The organism is Actinoallomurus sp. NPDC050550 (assembly GCF_040655075.1).
GTDB lineage: Bacteria > Actinomycetota > Actinomycetes > Streptosporangiales > Streptosporangiaceae > Actinoallomurus.
The window spans coordinates 17076-34139 of sequence record NZ_JBFAJC010000030.1; the positions used below are offsets into that span (position 1 = coordinate 17076).

Annotated in this window: 14 protein-coding genes; 4 read left to right on the forward strand and 10 right to left on the reverse strand. The window is 70.2% G+C overall.

The window, feature by feature from the left end; genetic code table 11:
* Positions 1 to 3: 3 nt before the first annotated feature.
* The 9 genes from AB0I04_RS33460 to AB0I04_RS33500 form a co-directional block, all read right to left on the reverse strand.
* Positions 4 to 1599 carry a class I tRNA ligase family protein gene (locus tag AB0I04_RS33460; RefSeq protein WP_360893624.1) on the reverse strand — a complete coding sequence of 532 codons (1596 nt, stop codon included), beginning with the start codon at positions 1597 to 1599 and terminating at the stop codon, positions 4 to 6.
* A complete protein-coding gene (locus tag AB0I04_RS33465; protein ID WP_360893626.1) occupies positions 1596 to 1961 on the reverse strand; it encodes a cupin domain-containing protein in 366 nt (121 codons plus the stop codon). The genes AB0I04_RS33460 and AB0I04_RS33465 overlap by 4 nt, the downstream gene beginning before the upstream one ends.
* Positions 1962 to 1985: 24 nt before the next feature.
* On the reverse strand, positions 1986 to 3272 hold the full coding sequence (locus tag AB0I04_RS33470; protein ID WP_360893629.1) for a SidA/IucD/PvdA family monooxygenase: 1287 nt from the start codon (positions 3270 to 3272) through the stop codon (positions 1986 to 1988).
* Positions 3273 to 3450: 178 nt separating this feature from the next.
* Entirely contained in the window at positions 3451 to 3714 is a 264-nt protein-coding gene (locus AB0I04_RS33475) for an acyl carrier protein (RefSeq protein WP_360893632.1), read from the reverse strand.
* A 1-nt stretch (position 3715) separates the two neighbouring features.
* Positions 3716 to 5539 (reverse strand): HAD-IIIC family phosphatase, encoded by a 1824-nt coding sequence (locus AB0I04_RS33480; RefSeq protein ID WP_360893635.1) that lies wholly within the window; start codon positions 5537 to 5539, stop codon positions 3716 to 3718.
* Positions 5540 to 5556: 17 nt separating this feature from the next.
* Entirely contained in the window at positions 5557 to 6588 is a 1032-nt protein-coding gene (locus AB0I04_RS33485; RefSeq protein ID WP_360893638.1) for a 3-oxoacyl-[acyl-carrier-protein] synthase III C-terminal domain-containing protein, read from the reverse strand.
* Between the two features lie 232 nt (positions 6589 to 6820).
* Positions 6821 to 7834 carry an FAD-dependent oxidoreductase gene (locus tag AB0I04_RS33490; RefSeq protein WP_360893641.1) on the reverse strand — a complete coding sequence of 338 codons (1014 nt, stop codon included), beginning with the start codon at positions 7832 to 7834 and terminating at the stop codon, positions 6821 to 6823.
* Positions 7835 to 7859: 25 nt separating this feature from the next.
* A complete protein-coding gene (gene pepN / locus AB0I04_RS33495) occupies positions 7860 to 10370 on the reverse strand; it encodes an aminopeptidase N (protein WP_360893644.1) in 2511 nt (836 codons plus the stop codon).
* A 95-nt stretch (positions 10371 to 10465) separates the two neighbouring features.
* A complete protein-coding gene (locus AB0I04_RS33500; protein WP_360893647.1) occupies positions 10466 to 11404 on the reverse strand; it encodes a ParB N-terminal domain-containing protein in 939 nt (312 codons plus the stop codon).
* Positions 11405 to 12482: 1078 nt separating this feature from the next.
* Here AB0I04_RS33500 and AB0I04_RS33505 point away from each other — a divergent pair.
* From AB0I04_RS33505 to AB0I04_RS33515, 3 genes are read left to right on the forward strand one after another with little or no spacing between them, the layout of a single operon-like run.
* Positions 12483 to 13802: an amino acid permease gene (locus tag AB0I04_RS33505; protein ID WP_360893650.1), complete on the forward strand. Its 1320-nt coding sequence runs from the start codon at positions 12483 to 12485 to the stop codon at positions 13800 to 13802.
* Positions 13799 to 14455 carry a hypothetical protein gene (locus tag AB0I04_RS33510; RefSeq protein ID WP_360893653.1) on the forward strand — a complete coding sequence of 219 codons (657 nt, stop codon included), beginning with the start codon at positions 13799 to 13801 and terminating at the stop codon, positions 14453 to 14455. The genes AB0I04_RS33505 and AB0I04_RS33510 overlap by 4 nt, the downstream gene beginning before the upstream one ends.
* The gene (locus tag AB0I04_RS33515) at positions 14452 to 14862 is read left to right on the forward strand and encodes a VOC family protein (RefSeq protein WP_360893656.1); all 411 of its coding nucleotides are present in this window, start codon (positions 14452 to 14454) and stop codon (positions 14860 to 14862) included. The genes AB0I04_RS33510 and AB0I04_RS33515 overlap by 4 nt, the downstream gene beginning before the upstream one ends.
* A 113-nt stretch (positions 14863 to 14975) precedes the next feature.
* On the opposite strand, the gene AB0I04_RS33520 is transcribed toward AB0I04_RS33515, so the two are convergent.
* Positions 14976 to 16280 (reverse strand): cation:proton antiporter, encoded by a 1305-nt coding sequence (locus AB0I04_RS33520; protein ID WP_360893659.1) that lies wholly within the window; start codon positions 16278 to 16280, stop codon positions 14976 to 14978.
* A gap of 412 nt (positions 16281 to 16692) precedes the next feature.
* Here AB0I04_RS33520 and AB0I04_RS33525 point away from each other — a divergent pair, with 412 nt between their 5' ends.
* Positions 16693 to 17043 (forward strand): DUF3054 domain-containing protein, encoded by a 351-nt coding sequence (locus AB0I04_RS33525; protein WP_360893662.1) that lies wholly within the window; start codon positions 16693 to 16695, stop codon positions 17041 to 17043.
* The last annotated feature ends 21 nt before the right edge of the window (positions 17044 to 17064 follow it).

The following is a 17064-nucleotide window of genomic DNA, read 5'->3' on the forward strand; positions in this document are numbered from 1 at the left end:
GGATCAGGCCCCGGCCCGTACGCCGGTCGTCTCGCCGGCGTCCGCGGTCCGCAGGCGCGGGAGCGTGAACGCGCCGATCTCGGCCGGCTGCGCGCCGGCGAGGCTCAGGTCGACGCCGGCGTCCGCGGCCTCGCCGGCGACGTCGATGAGGATGGGCGCGGCGCAGGCCAGGAGCGCGCGGACCTGCAGGAACAGGTCGCCGAGCGCGACCGGATCGCCGCCCGCGACCGCCGCCTCCTCCGCCAGCCCCTCCAGCCGACCGGCGATCGTGTCCGCCACCCTGCTGAGGCTGGGCAGCTCGTACCCGAGCCGGACGCGCTCGATGAGGATCTCCGCCCGCCGCCGTCCCGTCTCCGACGTCGGCAGCGGCGCGTCGCCGGTACCCGCCGACGCGAGCCAGAGCGCGTCGGCCAGGGCGTTCCACGGCTCGACCAGGCGCCGGGTGGTCACCTCGCGCAGCGCGGCCACGCTGAAGTCGGTGCGCTGGTACTCCGGCGCGGTCAGCGCGAGGTGGAACCGCACGAGGTCGCGCGGCACCTCGGCGAGCAGATCCGCGGTCCAGATGAGATGGTCCCGGCTGGTGGAGAACTTCTGCCCCTCGAGCTCGTAGAACTCGTTGCAGACGTTCGTCTCCGGCAGGACGTAGCGGTCGCCGTGGGCCATCAGCAGGACCAGGTCCAGCAGCCCCCAGTGATAGACGTTGTCGAAGCCGTGGAAGTAGACGAGCTCCGCGCCCTGCTCGGCGCGCCAGTGCCCGTCGGCCGACTCGGCGCGCTCACCGCGCTGCGCCGCCGACCACCACGTGCTGTACATCACGGCCGGCATGGCCTCGACCCACGGATAGAAGATCTGCCCGGGGGTCTCGGGGAACGGCGCCGCGACACCCCAGGTGCCGGGGAACGTCACCGGGATGTCCGGCAGCGGGCCCTCAAGGAGCTCGCGGATGAGTTGCATGCCGTGCGGCCGCCAGCGCCCCTCCCGCGCGGCGAAGTAGGCGGTGAGACGGTCGCGGTACTCCTCCATGGGCAGCACCAGGATGGTCTGCTCGCGGAACGTTACCGGCGCGTCGGGATCGAGCGTCGAGCGGGGATCGAGCAGCTCGTCGTAGTTGTTCGGGTGCCCGCACCCCTCACAGACGCCGCCGCTGCTCCCGCTCAGGCAGGTCGGGCAGGTGCCGGTCAGCAGCCCGTCGTAGAGGTAGGCGCCGTTCGCGTACGGCAGGCGCACAGTGCGGAGCCGGAGCCGTCCCGCCTCGTGCAGGGCCGCGAAGAACTCCCGCACGGTCTCGCGGTAGCGGTCGTCGATCGGCGGCAGCCCGGCCATCGAGATGCCCATCGCGGTGAGGGTCCGCCCGATCGCCTCGGTCGACGTCGCGCACAGCCGCTCGGGCGGGACGCCCTTCCGGTGCGCCGTCGTGATCACATAGCTCTGGCTGTCGTCGGTGCAGGTCGTGTAGATGACCGGGCGGCCCGTGGCCGCCAGGTAGCGGCTGTAGACGTCTCCGGCGAGGTACGGTCCGGCCATGTGACCGACGTGCAGGTCGCCGTTGGAGGTCGGCGTCGCGGCGACGACGATCGCCGGGCGCCCGCCGGCGGTCACGCCGGCCCGCCGTGGCGTGCGCTGAACCGCTCGGCCATGTCGGCGTCCCACCACACGGCGTACATCTCGAAGTCGGCGTCGCCGTCGTTGACGACCTGGTGGCGCTGTTCCGGCGGGAAGTGGACGATGTCGCCGGCGACGAACGGCACCCGCTTCCCCTCGCTGATGATCTCGGCGGCGCCGTTCATCGCGACCCAGATCTCGTACTCGTGGTGCCCGTGGGCGCCGGAGGACGCGCCGGGCTTGACGACGCACCACGATCCCTCGAAGGGCGCGTTGAGGACCGGCCACGGCATCAGCCGCTGCGCGATCAGCCCGTTGTCCTGTTTGAGGTTGTCCCGGTCGAGTTTGCGGATCTCCACGGTGGCTCCTTGCCGTGCGTTGAGTCAGTGGGTGTTGAGGACGAGCTCGGGGTCGTGACGGCTGGCGAGCAGCTCGGTGACGATCTCCTGGGAGCGGACGGCCAGCACGCTGAGCAGGGAGTCCGCGATGCCGTGGGTGGCCTCGTTCACGCCCTGCAGGTAGCAGCCCGCGGTGAACGACGGCGGGAGGTCCATCCGGTAGTTGCGGCTCACGCGCGGCTCGCCGACGCCGGCCGTCGCCGCCAGGTCGCGCACCATCCGCGGCATTCCGCGGACGAAGCCGGTGCCGAGCATCACGACGTCGCAGCGCAGTTCGTCGACGCTGTGGCTCTTGCGGTCGGCGAGGGTGAGCACGACGTCACCGCCGTCCATGCGCGCGTCGGTGACCTCCGCCATCGTGACCATGCGGAGCCGCTCGGTGCCTGTGAGCCGGTCCTGGTAGATCGCCCGGTACAGGGAATCGAGCATGTTCGGCGCCAGGCCGGCGTAGTTGGTGCGGTGCATCTCGCGCAGGAGCTGCTCGCGTGCCTCGGGCAGCGCCGCGTGGAACTCGTCGATGAACGACGGGTAGAACAGCTCGTTGGTGAACTTGCTGGTCTCGTAGGCGTTGAGGCCGATCGACCGCATGACCATCGTGCACCGCGCGCTGGGGAAGCCCTGGTAGGTCGCCCACAGCATCTCCGCGGCGCTCTGCGCGCCGCCGATCACCGCGACCCGCAGCGGGGCGTCCGTGTCCAGCTCGGCGACGCGCATCGAGAACTCCGTGCTGTGGATCACCCGCGCCCGCGGCAGTCCCGAGAACTCGGCGGGGATGTGCGCGTCCCGCCCCGCGCCGATGACCAGGTTCCGGCAGACGATCTGCCCGCCGTCGGCCAGCTCGACCAGCCACTCCTCCACTTGCCCGTCGCTCGAATGGCAGGGCTTGATCGAGACGCAGCGCCGTCCGTGCTCGATTCGCACGGCGCGCAGCGACTCGGCGACCCAGCGCAGGTAGCCGGAGATCTCCAGCCGGTACGGCGTGAAGCTGCCGAGGTTGATGAACTCGTCGAGGCGGCCGACCGAGTGCAGGTAGTTGACGAACGAGAACCGGCTCCGCGGGTTGCGCAGGGTCACCAGGTCCTTCAGGAACGACACCTGACTCTGGGTCCAGGGCAGCAGCATTCCCCGCTGCCATTCCACGCTGTCGTGCTGTTCGATGATCAGCGTGTCGTGGGCGATCTCCTCGAGCGCCATCTCCTCCAGCGCCACGCCCAGGGCGAGGTTCGCCGGACCGGCGCCGATCGCGAGTAGCTCGACTTCTTGACGCTCCACTCTGTCCTCCAATTTCTGCTACGGTGTGTGAGTTCGCGATAGCCAAGCGGATTCGCGGCCGGGCGGGCCGTGACAGCGCGGGGAGCCCTCCAGCCGTTGGGCGGGGCTGTGAACCGCGAACCACTGGCTTCTCCTTCGTGAGAGGCCGGAATCTCTCGCTTTCAGGCGGGAGGGGACGTCAAGGGATGCGCGCCTTGTCGGCCACTACCGTCTCCGTGACGAGGGCGACCAGGTCGGGAACCGTGTGCGCGGCGTGGAAGGACCGCAGGTCCAGCGTGATCTGGAGGCGGTCCTCCAGCTGCGCGAGGGCTTCGAGGGAGGCGATGCTGTCCCACCCGTGCGCGGCGAGGACCGGTTCGGCGTAGAGGTCGTCGGGCGTCTCGCTCAGTACGTCGCCGAGAATCTCCAGCACGGTCGGCTCGACCGTGGATGAGGCGCTCATTTCAGTCGTCACTCCGCTCGCGCAATGTGATCCATTCCGGGATGTCGGGGAGCTCGTCGCTCAGGTCGAAGGCGAACACCTCGCCGTCACCGGCCTGGGTGAATCCGGCCCTAGTCCAGAAGTCGGCGGCCACGCCGTTCTTCGGCGAGCGCGTGAACCGGCCCTCGACCGTTCCGGCGCCGCCGTCCCGTGCCGTCCGCAGGAGCCATCCGGCGATCGCGAGCTCGACGCCGCGACCGAGGACGCGGCAGCTCAGCACCAGGTTCAGCACCTTCCAGACGCCGGCCCGGCGGTCCACCCAGACGGCTCCGACGATCCCGTCGTCCCCGAAGCGGTCCGCGACCACGATGGAGGCGACCAGGTGCCCCGGGTCGGCGCTCATGGCCGCGGTTTCGGCCTCGTCGAAGCGGAGCCCGGTCAGGTTGAACTGGTTGGTCCGCGCGGCGAGCTGCGCCAGGCGGGCCACGGTGAAGCCGGTCGCCGGCGCGATCTCCATCGCGATGCCCAGCTCCGCGAGGTACTCCTCGGAGGACCCGAAGCCGGTGGCGAAGTCACTGCGCAACGCGCGGGTCCGGTACAGCTCCGGGCGCCGGCGGTCGGTCTCGGTGAGCGCCATGACGTCGAACCAGCCGTCGTCCAGGAGCGCGCCCACGAGGTACGCGGGATCGCCGTTGGCCGGGACGAGCGCGACCTCGGGCAGTTCGTCGGCGACGTGGCCGCGCTCGAAGTCCGAGTCGTCCATGAACACGAACGCGTCGGTGGACAGGCCCAGCGACCGTGCGGCGTCACGCAGGTTGCCGGCCTTCGGGGACCAGTTCACCGCGCTCACCGAGAAGGCGTCCGGCCGCAGCAGCACCTCCGGGTGCCCGGTGAGCGCCTCCTCGACCACCTGCGGGTCGTTCTTGCTGGCCAGTACCAGGATGACGCCCTGGTCGCGGAGCCGTCGCGCGGTGCGCTGCAGCTCCTGGTAGCAGTTGCCCGGGTACAGGCCGCCGAGCTGGACGCCCTGCGCACCCACCTCGCCGACGACGCCGCCCCACAGGGTGTTGTCGAGGTCGAGGGCGAGCACCTTGCGCGACAGGCCCCGCTTCGCCTGCACGACCCGGCGTACCTGCCGGGCCAGGACGAGCAGCGCGCCGTCGGTGTAGGGCATGTCCCCGTACCGGTGCAGCCGCGCGTCCCGTACGGGCACCGGCGCCTCGGCCAGCGCCCCGGCCAGGTCCACGGTCACGACCTGGGCGTCCTCCTCGGCGAGGCGGAGCAGGGACGCGTTGAGCTCGCACCACAGGCGTGCCACGCCGGCCCGCGCCCGCACGCTGATGAAGGCGTCGCGCACCTCGGCCGTCAGCGGGACGGTGTGCAGCACCAGGAGTGCGGACGTGCGTTCCCGCGCCCCCGCGAGCAGGCCGCGGAACTCCGCCAGGCGCGCCTCGACGTGCTTCTCCAGCGTCTCGACATCGGCGCTCCAGTCGTGGGGCAGGAAGTACGCCGCGTCCAGCAGCAGCGTGACGACGTCGGCGGTGAAGGCGGCCGCGGCCAGGGTCAGGTCGAAGGTGCCGTACTCGCCGTGCTCGATCGCGGGTACGAGCCCGGTGCCGACGAGCGCGGCGCGCAGCAGCGGCTCGAAGGAGCCGGCGGTGAACGTCGCGTGCACCGCCACGGTCACGGCCGGGGCGTCCTCGGCCTCCAGCCCGGCCAGCAGCCGGCCGGCCTTCCGCATCAGGGCGGCGTCGGCGGACCCGGCCAGCGCCCGGCGTACGGCCGGTGCCGGCAGCCGGTGCTCGGCGACGGCGGTCCGCAGTTCGTTCAGGGTGATGTCACCCATCGGGTTCGTCACCGCCCTCAGTGCCGGACGAGCGTGCAGTACCAGCGCATGCCGATGGAGATCCCGGTCAGCGCGACCAGGTCACCGGGGGCGATGGCGCCCTGCTCGATCAGTTGTCCGAGGGACACGAGCTGGTCGGCGGCGCCCATGTGCCCGTGCGCGACGGAGATCGCGGCGTTGGTCCGTTCCAGCGGGACGCCGAACGGCCGGGCGATGTCCTCGATGGAGTCCGCGCTGTCGTTGATGTAGATCACTTGGGTGACGTCGTCGCGGCTCACGCCCGCCCGGCGGCACGCCCCCTCGATGACCTCGACGGAGCGCGCGATGGCCTGCCCGGCGAACTCCCGCAGCCGGCGCGGGTCCTTCTGGAAGTGCGCCTGGACCCGCTCGTGCCCGGCCGGGGCCGTCAGGCTGGACCATCCCTCCGGCGCCACCGGCGCGACGGCCCCGCCGTAGTCCGTGCGGAACCAGTCGCACAGGTCGGGGTCGGTGAACTGGTCGGTCGACAGCCACCGGTTGCGGGGGTGGCCCCGGCGGAGAACGGCGGCGACCGCCCCGTCGCTGTGGACGGCGTTGTTCACCTTCATGCGGTTCCGGTGGTACTCGCTGACCCGGTTGACCGCGGTGAAGAGAACGGTCTCGATCTCTGGTTGAACGGCGAGGACTCCGGCTACGATGCCCAGGCCGGTGACGCCTGACGCGCATCCCTCATTGAGCAGGAGCGTCTGCGCCTGGCGGATCTTCAGCCCTCTGGCGAGGGCCGCCGACGAGTCCCAGTGCGGGTATTCCGGCATTTCCGAGGTCACGAGCACCACGAGGTCGATGTCGTCGACGCTCAGCTCCGTGCGGTTGAGCGCGTCCTGGGCGGCCTCGGCCGCCAGATCGGTGGCTGTGACGCCGTCCGCGGCCCGGTGGAAGGTGTGATAGCCCCACTGAAGTACCCGTTCCGGGTCGGTCACATAGGACCCGACGGTCTTTTCCACGTCCTGGTCTTCGCCGAAGGCATATCCGAATCCAACAATTCCGAAATCTACCGATGGACTCGCCATCACCACTCCTTCTTTTGCCCGATACGCCGAAATTCTGTCCCGTGGAGGCATTCAGCGGCAATAGCCGCTGATATTGAACGGCGGCAAATAATCATCAACCGCGAAAAGGCGTACGATCGGGCAGCCTTGACAGGTGAACGAATGCGTCCGGCGCCATACCGAATGCCGCTTGCGAGCAAGAACGGCGCGGCCGTCAGCTCCCGACGGGAGCTGACGGCCGCGCCGTCGGGGCTCAGGCCAGCAGTGCCGCCGCCGCGATCCGGCTCGTCGCCAAGATCGTCTTGGCGGCGCCGCCGCTGCCCCCGGTGAAGGTGAAGACCGGCGCGCCGGCCGCGACCGGGCGCAGCCGCAGCCCGGCCGGATCGTGGTAGCAGTCGAACGACGCGACGGTACGGATCGACTCCACGGGGACCCCGAACGTGTCGCGTGCGTGCGCGACCGTCCGGCGTATCAGGTCCGCGTCGGGCGTCACCGCGTCCGGATCGATGTCCCACCGGTCACCAGGCAGCCCCAGCAGGAACGTCCCGGGTCCGGCGGGACGGCCGTAGAAACCGGTGGACTCGTCGACGAAGGCGCCGAGGCCGCGGATGTCCGCGGCGCACACGGAGTACTGGATCTGCTTGGTGCGCAGACCGCCGGCGGGCAGGCCGCTGCGGGCCAGTAGGCCGGCCGTCCACGCACCGGCCGCCACGACCACGGCGTCATGACCGGGCGCCGAGCCGTCGGGCAGCCGCACCTCCGCCTTCGGTGAGACCGCCAGGACGGGGGTCCGCCGTACCGAGATCCCGGGATCGCGGAGCGCGGCGGCGCGCAGCCGGTCCGGGTGAATGTGGCCGGCGTGCCGCTCGGCGACGCCGAGCGTGCCGCCCGGGAAGTCGCGGAACGGGTACGCCTGCCGGAGACGCTCCCGGTCGAGGACCGCGGCCGACCCGGGCAGCAGCTCATCGACCACCGCGACCGGGCCGGCCGGGTCGGCGCCGGCGGGCAGGAGGTACAGCGATCCGATCTCCCGGAATCCGGCCCAGTCGCGGAGCGTGGCGCTCGCCCGGAGTTCGGCGAGGCTCTCCGCCGCGGCCCGGCACGCCTCCGGGTCGCTCTCGAACGCGCGGGTCAGACCGCCCGAAGCGCCGGAGGCGTCGGCGGACGAGCCGGTGTACACGACCGGCTCGACCCGCCCGGACGCCTGGCGCAGCCGGAGCGCGAGCAGGGCGCCCGCGATGCCGCCGCCGATGATCGCTATCCGCATGACTCCTCCTCACCGGAACCCAGGCTCACCGCGACATCGCGGTCGTCCGGCGGACCTGCCGGTCCCTCGCCTCGGCCACGCGCCGCAGATCGTCGGTGAAGTCGGTCACCCGGCGGTGCAGGGGCAGCGGAACGTCGTCGCGGGCGAGCATCGCGCCGGCCAGCTCCAGGGTCTCGATCGTCGCGGCGTACCGGGGGTAGAGGAAGCGGAGAAGGACATCCAGCACCAGGTCGCCGCGCCGCTCGGCCGCCTCCGGCATCGTCGCGAAGAACCGCTCGACGTACGGCGCCGTGACCTCGTCCTGCTCCGGCTGCCAGAACCCCTCGGCGAGGGCCCACAGCGTGTAGCTGGACAGGCTGGTGTCGTTGATGATCGCGTTCCAGGCCGCTTCCTTCGCCGCCGGATCGGGGCGCGCGGAACGGCATTTCGTGGCGAACCGCTCGCTCTCGCTCGTGGGATCGGCGTCGTACGCGGCGGAGATCTCCGCCTCCGTCAGCGCGCCCAGGATCGCGAGCCGGTAGCGGACCCGCCAGGCCAGGTCGGCGTCGAGCGTGAGCCCGGCCGGCAGCCCGGTGCCGGCGAGCCAGCCGCGCAGCTCCCCGGCCTCCGCGGTCGAGCCGATCAGCGCGCGGAACAGCGTGATCTGGCGTTCGTCGCCGGCGCCGGTCCGTGCGAGGCGTTCCCGCAGGCTCTCGGCGATGCGGTCGAGTGCCGCCGGGCGCTCCTCGGGCAGGAGGAAGCGGTCGGCGACGTCGTCGCGGGCCTGTTCGAGAACCTCGGCCAGGATGGACGGCTCGGTCTCCACCGCGATCATCCGGCAGACCAGCGCGAGATGGTCGGCGGGCGGGAAGACGCCGTCCTGGACCCCGAGCAGGAGCGCGCACCACACCATCGCCCGGTTGATCGGGGACAGCGTCGGCAGCAGGTCCGGCAGGGCGGCCAGCGACGCGGCGTCGAACCTGACCTTCGCGTACGTCAGGTCGCCGTCGTTGAGCAGGAGCAGCGACGGCGCGGGCCGGCCGGCGAGCTCCGGCAGCGGGCGGCGGTCCCCGTCGGCCTCGACGCGCAGCGTCGTCCGCGCCTCGCCCGGGCCGTACAGGCCGATGTCGAGCGTGTGCGGCCGCAAGGTCGGGTGGGTGTCAGGCGCGGACTGACAGATCGCCGCCGTACGGACCCGGCCATCCGCGACGGTGATCTCCGGCCACAGCGTGTTCACGTTCGCCGACTTCAGCCACTTGTCCGCCCAACCGCTGAGGTCGGTGCCCACGGCCGTGCTCAGCGCGGCCATGAAGTCGCTGAACGTCGCACTGCCGTACGCGTGCCGCTCGAAGTAGATCCGCAGGCCGGCGCGCAGTGCGTCGTCGCCGACCCGCGCGGCGAGCTGGCGCAACGCCGAGTGGCCCTTGAAATAGGAGATCCGGTCCATCTCCAGCAGCACGGTCTGCACGTCCGGCCCCTCGAGACTGATCGGATGCGTCGACGGGCGCTGATCGGCGACGTACGCCTGCGCCTTGCGGCGCACCGCGAAGGTCGTCGGCGGGCCGGGGAACCGGGTGGCCTCACTGGACACCCGGTGTGCCAGGTAGTCGGCGAACGCCTGGCCGAGCCACAGGTCGTCCCACCATCTGTTCGTCACCAGGCCGGCCATCCACATGAGCGAGATGCCGTGCGCGAGGACGACGGCGCGCGTCTCACGCTCGCTGACGGCCGCCGCGGAGCTGAACAGGTACAGCTCCCTGAGCAGGACGAGGCCCGGATGGTCGAGCGACAGCACGCTGAACTCCGGAGCGAACAGCTGGTCGAACTTCCCGAAGGGATACTCCACGCCGAACAACCGCCCGCACGCGTCCAGGCACTGCCCGGTGATCTCGAAGACCTCGTCGATGTCGGGGGCGAGGGAGTCCCGCAGCGAGGCCCGGCAGTGCAGGCCGAGGGTGGTGCCGCCGTGCTCGGTGTGGAAGGAGGCGTACGGCCCGGCGGCCAGCGCGGTGAGGTACGTCGCCTGCGGCGGCGTCTCGGCCAGCTCCCAGCGGCCCGGACCGGTCTTGACCGCCGCGCTGGTGCCCAGCACCTTCCAGTCGTCCGGAACCGTCACGGTGAAGGTGTACGGCGCCTTGAGATCCGGCTGGTCGAAGCAGGCGAACACGCGGGGCGCGTTGTCGACGTAGACGAACGTGTAGAGGTACACCTGGCCGTCGGCGGGGTCGACATAGCGGTGCATTCCCTCGCACTCTCGGGAGTACCTCATGTCCGCGGTCACGACGATCTCGTTCCGCGCCGCGAGCCCGGTCAACGGCAGCCGTCCGTCGCTGAGCGCGCCGACGTCCAATGCCATGCCGTTCAGGTACGCCGAATGCAGTTTCTCCGGCTTGATATCGAGAAATGTAGTCTCATCCGGATCGGTGGCGTCGAACGCGATCGTCGTCGTGGAGCGGAAGATGCTCGGTCCGGTCGTCAGATCAAGGTCGACGTGGTACGAGCGAACGCTGAGCAACGCACTTCGTCCAGCGGCCTCGATACGAGTGAGACTGCGCATTCGGTTACCCTCCATGACGGTTGAGTCAAGTCACCTGACGCCGCCGGTAAAGGCTGATCTCGGATGCCTGGCCTGGTCAGCGCCTGATGAACGTCCTACAAAGTGCTGCAATCCTGCTCGACCTGTCGAGCGATATCCAGCCATCGGTCAGAACAGTAACGAGCCAGCACGACGATGTCATTCGCCCAGTGCGGAGGGACGGCATCGACGACCAATTTCCAGTCGTCGAGGCCGACGACGTGGGCGTCGAACCAGCGCAGGAATTGCCGACCCGACTCGGCGTACTTCAACGCGGGATCGGCCCTCAGCTTCTCCCGCGTCGAGCCCCAGTCGATGACCTCGATGCTCCGCCGGGTGCGGCGCAGCAGGGGTGGCCGGACGGCCGGCGGCGCAGCGGCGGGGGCGGCGGCCTTCCGCTCCGTCGCGCGCTGCTTGAGCGGGAGCGGATCTCGACCGTCCTTTATGCGTTCGCGCACGTCACGCGCCGTCCCTACAGAGATGCCCGCCTCTCGCGCGATCTCCCGGAGTGCCGCGTCGGGCCGGTTCCGGATGATCTCGCTGGCCCGCAGCCGTCCCTGACTGGCATCGAGGGGGCGGACGCGCCCGTCCCTGCCGATCCGGGCGTGCAACTGCGGGGAATCCGCAGTTGCACGCTGACGGATCGCGCTCACGGTCTTGGCGGAGAGTCCGGTCGCGGCGCCGATCGCCCGATCGGACCACTCCGGCTGGGAGCGGATGACCCGAGCCGCCGCGGCCTCCCGGTCGGCCAGCGAGAGCGGTAGGCCATGGGTGATGTTCGACTTGACCGCCAGCAGGAACGCCATCGCCTCGGTGCCGTCGAAAAACCGCACTTCGATGGTCCTCGCTCCGCACATCTTCGCGGCCATGAGGCGATGCATTCCGTCGATGACCCGCATGGTTTCGCGATGGACGAGAATAGGGGGAAGTCTTGATTCGAGGCCGGCCAGGACCCGCGTGTGCGCCGCGTCCTCCCCGGCCAGTCGGGGCGAGTCGGCCGGCAGCAGAGAATCCACCGGCACGACGGTGATCGGGCCGGTTTCCGGCGCGTCGGATAGGAGGTCATCGTGTGAGTGCGCAATGGATTCATTGCTTCCATCGTGCGCCCTTCCCCGCTCATTTACTTCGAACAACGACCCCGCCTCCGTACCATGAAACAATGCAGAAAGATCCGGAAGGTAGCCACGGCAGACGAAATGGATCTACGGCCTTTGTAGCTCGAAAGTAGGCTGCCATAGCCTTCGCAGATGCGCAATTATTCGAACGCTTACCGACCGACGACGATCGCTTACGGAGCGCCGTCAGCGACGGACACGGCCCACTCTTGGAGAAGCGATTCTTGGCCTTTTCGGAGATAGAAAGTTGCCTTTTTACGCAACCCGAAGCAATCTGATCGGACAGCCGAAACCCACGCCTGGGACCGATGAGCAGGCATGTTGTCGATCTGATCAGTGAGTCAGATGTCACCAGTGCGCACGGACCCAACCGGAGTGACCGGTGAGACCGATCCCACGGGGGGCACATGGTTAAGGTTGTTACTGGAGTGAAGTTCATAGTCAGATGTGACGCAAGTTAGTTCAAGTACGTTCGCACTTTCCGGAATAGGTGTTGTGCACAGCTCCCGCGAGCACGCATCCGCACCGACGCCGGCCCGGCGGCTCGCGACACGCACAGCCTCGGACCCGACGCGCCCTGGGCAGCGGGCCCCGGACGCAACGCCAGGCGCGGGCGAGTGGACACGGAGCATCGACGCCGCGGGACACCGACGCGGGCCGGCGGCCACGCGTACCGATCCACGAGCAGCACCCGGACCGAGCCATCTCGGACCGAGCCGTGCCGCCCCGGGGCCCGGACGAGTCAGGCATGAGTCAGATCCACGACCCGGTGTCCACAAGTCACTTTCGCCGAACAGGCAGGTGAGCCGCCCGTCAACTGAAATCTCATGAGCCGATGAGAAATCGAAATCGTTCATACCGGGCACCGTGCGCGCAGCATCCGGCAGGACAATATGTCAGCGCTCCGTGACACACGGCGAAATGGGACGGCTCATTTCTCCCTGGATGGCGGGGTGCGGATATGGAAGGCTAGGCGATCGTGGCGGACACAATTCCAGAGAATCCCGCAGGCCGGCTGACCCTGGCTCAGGGGACCGCGATGTACGTGGGCGCCGTGCTCGGCACCGGTGTCATCGCCCTCCCCGCTCTCGCCGCCAGAGTCGCCGGACCGGCGTCGCTGCTCGCGTGGCTCGCCCTCGTCGTCCTTTCCGCGCCGCTCGCCGCGGTCTTCGCCGCCCTCGGCGCCCGCCATCCCGATGCCGGAGGCGTCTCGACGTACGCGCGCCTGGCGTTCGGAGAACGTGCCGCGGCAGTCGTGGGCTGGTGCTTCTTCTTCGCGGTGCCGCCGGGCATGTCGGCCGCCGCCCTGTTCGGCGGCGCGTACGTCTCCGCCGCCCTCGGCGGCGGGACGACGACCACGGTCATCACGGCGGTGACGATGACGGTCGTGGTCACCGTGGCCAACGCCGTGGGCGTGCAGCTGACCGGGCGGCTGCAGTTCGCGTTCGCCGGGCTGCTGGTCGGCCTCCTGCTCGTCTCGATCGCCCTGTCCCTCCCCCACGCCCGGCTCCACAACCTGACGCCGTTCGCACCGCACGGGTGGACGGCCATCGGCCCGGCGGCGGCGCTGCTGGTGTGGAGCTTCGCCGGATGGGAGGCCATCACGCACCTGGCCGCGGAGTTCCGGCGTCCGCGTCGCGACCTGCCCCGGGCGACCGCGGTGGCCGTCGTGACGGTGGGCGCGCTGTACGTCGCCCTGGCCTTCGCGATCATCGCCGTGCTCGGCGCGTCCGCGGGCAGCAGCGAGGCGCCACTGGGCGAGCTGATGGCGCGAGGACTCGGCGGGAACGCCCGCGTGCTCGCCGCGGTCGTGGCGACCCTCGTCACGCTCGCCACCATGAACGTCTACTGCGCCGCCGCCGCGAAGCTCGGCTCCGCGTTGAGCCGCGACGGCGCCTTCCCTCGCGGCCTGTCGCGGGGAAGCATGGCCGGTGAGGTACCGCGACGCAGCCTCGTCGTCGTGGCGGCCCTCTACTTCCTCGCACTGTTCATCGTCATCGGCACCGGCGTGGGCACCCGGCCGCTCGTGCTGCTGGCCACGGGCCAGTTCACGACGGTGTACGCCGTGGGCGTCGCCGCGGCGATCAGGCTCCTCCCCCGCGGCGGCAAGGCGCACATCGCGGCTCTGGTGTCGCTCGCCGGGGTCGTCGCGCTGCTCGTCATGGCCGGGATCTACCTCGTCTGGCCGCTGCTCGTGACCGGCGCCGCACTGTTGTACCTGCGGATGGGCCGGCGTCGCCACGAGATCGCGCCACCACCCGTACCCGCCCTCGACGCACCGGAGAGCAGCAGCCCGTGACGACCGACCTCAGGCCCGACCTGGAGAGCCTCCGCGCCGCAGTCACGGCCTTCGGCGGCTTCACCGGGGCGGACCGCGCCTCCGCGGCACTCGCGCTGGCGACCGCACCCCGACCGGACCTGACCGTGCCCGCGCACCGGCGTGCGCTGCTGGCCTGGTTGAACTCCTGGGGCTGCCGGATCAGATACCCGCGTCCTGGCGAACCGGACCTGTTCGACCTCAGCGTCGGCGCGTGGTGGACCCGCCGGCGACACGCGCTGCCGGACGAGGACACCGCTCTGTCCGCTCTCACCGACGAGGCGATCGCCGAGCTCGGCGAGTGCTACGAGGATCTGGCCGCGGCGCAGGTCGGCAGCCCCGCACGGCCGCGTGCGCTCGGGCCGACCGCGGCGTCCAAGCTGCTCCACGCGCTGCGCCCCAAGGCGCTCATGCCCTGGGACGAGGCGATCGCCGACCACCTGCACGGGGCTCGTGACGCTGCGGCGTACACCGCGCACCAGCGCCTCGGCCGCGCGTGGGCCACCGGACTACTCGCCGAAGCCGGCGTGGACGAAGAGGAGTTGGCCGACCGGCTCGGCCGGCCCGGCCGGCCGCTGGCCAAGATGCTGGACGACTACTGCTACCTGCGGTTCACGAGATTGGAGTCCGGATGATCCTCGGCATCGACCACATTGGACTCGCGAGCGACGACCCCGCCGGAGTCGGCGTCTTCCTGGCCGCGCTGGGCATGGCCAAGGCCGACGCGGGCATCGCCGACGCGTACGGCGTTGCCTGCGAGTTCTGGCAGTACCCGGGCCAGCCCGCCGTGGAGGTCGTCTCCCCGGTCACCGACGACTCCTCGGTGGCCGGTCGCCTTGAGCGCAGCGGACCCGGGCTGTACCACCTGGCCTTCGTCGTGGACGACATCGAGGCCGAGCTCGGCCGGCTGCGCGGACACGGGTTCGTCCCGGTCGACGCGCGGCCGTGTGCCGGCGCCAAGGAGGGCATGGAGGTCGCGTTCATGTACTCGCGCCGCCCGGCCGCCCTGCTGATCGAACTCGTCCGGTACCGGGACCGTTGACCCTCCGAACCCAGGTCTGGAACCAGCCTTCCCGCGAGCGTACGCCCGCGGGAAGGCTGCCTCGGATCGGCACAGGGATGGTCATTGCCTTCGGATCGGCACGGGGGTGGTGATCAGCGATATCCGCCGAGCAGCACCTGCTCCCGGTGCTCCTCCTCACTGGTGACCTCGATCCGGCGCACCGCGTAGCGGAGGATCGGCGGCGCCATCACCGAGGTCACGATCGCCACGAGGACGACGATCGTGTACATCGCCGTGGACAGTACGTTGAGCCGCAGTCCGACCATCGCGATGACCAGCCCGATGACCCCCCGGGCGTTCATCCCCGCGCCCAGGGACAGCGCCTCCCAGTGGCCGAGCCGGCTGGCCCGGGCCCCGGTGTAGGCGCCGACGAACTTGCCGATCACCGCGACCAGGAGGACCGCCACGGCCGTGACCGCGACGGCGGGCCGGGTGAGTGCGGTGAGGTCCGCGCGCAGGCCCGCGGTGGCGAAGTACAGCGGCGCCAGCACGGCCATCACGAACGTCCGCAGCGCCGCGAGCCGCTCCGAGCCGGCACCCCAGCCCGCCGAGCTGAGCAGGATGCCGCCGAGAAAGGCGCCCAGGACCGACTCCATCCCCAGGGCCTGGGTGCCGGCCCCGCAAAGGAAGATCACCACCACGGCCGCCGCCACGCCGGACCCGTCCCCCTCCGATCGACCGGCGAGACGCATGATGACGCGCACGAGCGGGCGCCCGAGGACGATGGTGAACACGACCACACCGGCCAGGCCGGCCACGGACCTCGCGACGCCGGAGGCGTGCACTCCCGTGGTGGCCATCGCCGACACGACCGACAGCAGCAACCATCCGACCGCGTCGTCCACCACCGCCGAGTTGACGATCTGCTGGCCGATGTCGCGGTGGAGCAGCCGCATCTCCAGCAGCGTCTTGGCGATGACGGGGATCGCGCTCACGCACAGGGCGACCCCGAGGAACCAGGCGAAGACCGTACGGTCCTCGCCGGCGACCAGAAGTGAGCCGGGGAGGAGGAAACCGACGCCGACCCCGATGCCGAGTGGTACGAGCAGGCCGCCGGCGCTGACGCGTACCGCCGTCATGCCCTGGCGTTTGACCAGGTCCAGGTCGATGTGCATGCCGGTGATGCCGACGAGGAGGAGGACACCGAACTGCCCCGCCGCGTCCAGCAGATGCTGCTGGTCAGGCCGCTGCGGCAACAGCCACCCCGCGAACCCGGGCGCCACGTGATCCAGCAGCGAGGGACCCAAGAGCACCCCGGCGAACAGTTCGCCGACGATGGCGGGCATTCCCAGCCGCCGCGCCGACCGGCCCAGCACCAGCGCGGAACCCAGGAGCAACCCGATTTGGAGAAGGAACACCAAGAGTTGGTGACTGTTGAGAGGGGCGACAGGCGCCATGAGCAGTTCCTCACTCCTCAGAAGAGTCACAGAACGCCGCGTGTCCGGCGCGACCTCGAGAAATGAATTCGCGTCCGGTGTCGCGGTGTCTAATTTCACCGCGACTTACCGTTCTGATCGACAGGGCGAATCCTCACCCGGAAATGTCGAGCGAGTCAAGGAAAAGGCTCCGCACATAGGCAGATGACAACCTCGCGCTCACGTCGCGCCTGACACGACTTCTCGTTTTCCTGACGAATGACTCTGCGGTCAAATGACGGTATCGCCCCGGCGGTGGCCACGGAAATGCCCGCGCTCGGCCGCCCCTACCGACCCATGTGTTCAACTGCGGTATCGATTCAGTTGGACGCGCGGTCGCGTTCGCTTGGGGTGGCGAAGCCGATCATCAAGGCCCGTCGGTACGCTGACGCACATGCGTTCGGTAACCGCGGTGGTCCTTGACCTGTGTTGTGTGATGGCGTTCGTGGTGATCGGGCGGGCCGGCCACAGTGAGGGCGAGACCATCGCCGGGATCGCGAAGACGGCCTGGCCGTTCCTGATGGGACTATTGATCGGCTGGGCGGTGACCCGGGCCTGGCGGCGACCCACGGCGCTTGCGAGCACCGGCATCGGCGTCTGGCTGGTGACCGTCGCCGCCGGTATGGCCCTGCGCGTCGTTTCCGGTCAGGGGACCGCGGTGACCTTCGTTCTCGTCGCGCTGGTCTTTCTCGGGCTGGTCATGCTCGGCTGGCGTGCCGTGGCCTACCGAATCGTGCGGGCATGACGCCACGGACCGTGGCCTGGA

Coding starts and splice junctions, on each gene's coding strand:
- AB0I04_RS33475 (WP_360893632.1), bottom strand. CDS start 3,714: ATGAGCGCCTCATCCACGGTCGAGCCGACCGTGCTGGAGATTCTCGGC.
- AB0I04_RS33480 (WP_360893635.1), bottom strand. CDS start 5,539: ATGGGTGACATCACCCTGAACGAACTGCGGACCGCCGTCGCCGAGCAC.
- AB0I04_RS33485 (WP_360893638.1), bottom strand. CDS start 6,588: ATGGCGAGTCCATCGGTAGATTTCGGAATTGTTGGATTCGGATATGCC.
- AB0I04_RS33490 (WP_360893641.1), bottom strand. CDS start 7,834: ATGCGGATAGCGATCATCGGCGGCGGCATCGCGGGCGCCCTGCTCGCG.
- pepN (WP_360893644.1), bottom strand. CDS start 10,370: ATGCGCAGTCTCACTCGTATCGAGGCCGCTGGACGAAGTGCGTTGCTC.
- AB0I04_RS33515 (WP_360893656.1), top strand. CDS start 14,452: ATGATCCTCGGCATCGACCACATTGGACTCGCGAGCGACGACCCCGCC.
- AB0I04_RS33520 (WP_360893659.1), bottom strand. CDS start 16,280: ATGGCGCCTGTCGCCCCTCTCAACAGTCACCAACTCTTGGTGTTCCTT.
- AB0I04_RS33525 (WP_360893662.1), top strand. CDS start 16,693: ATGCGTTCGGTAACCGCGGTGGTCCTTGACCTGTGTTGTGTGATGGCG.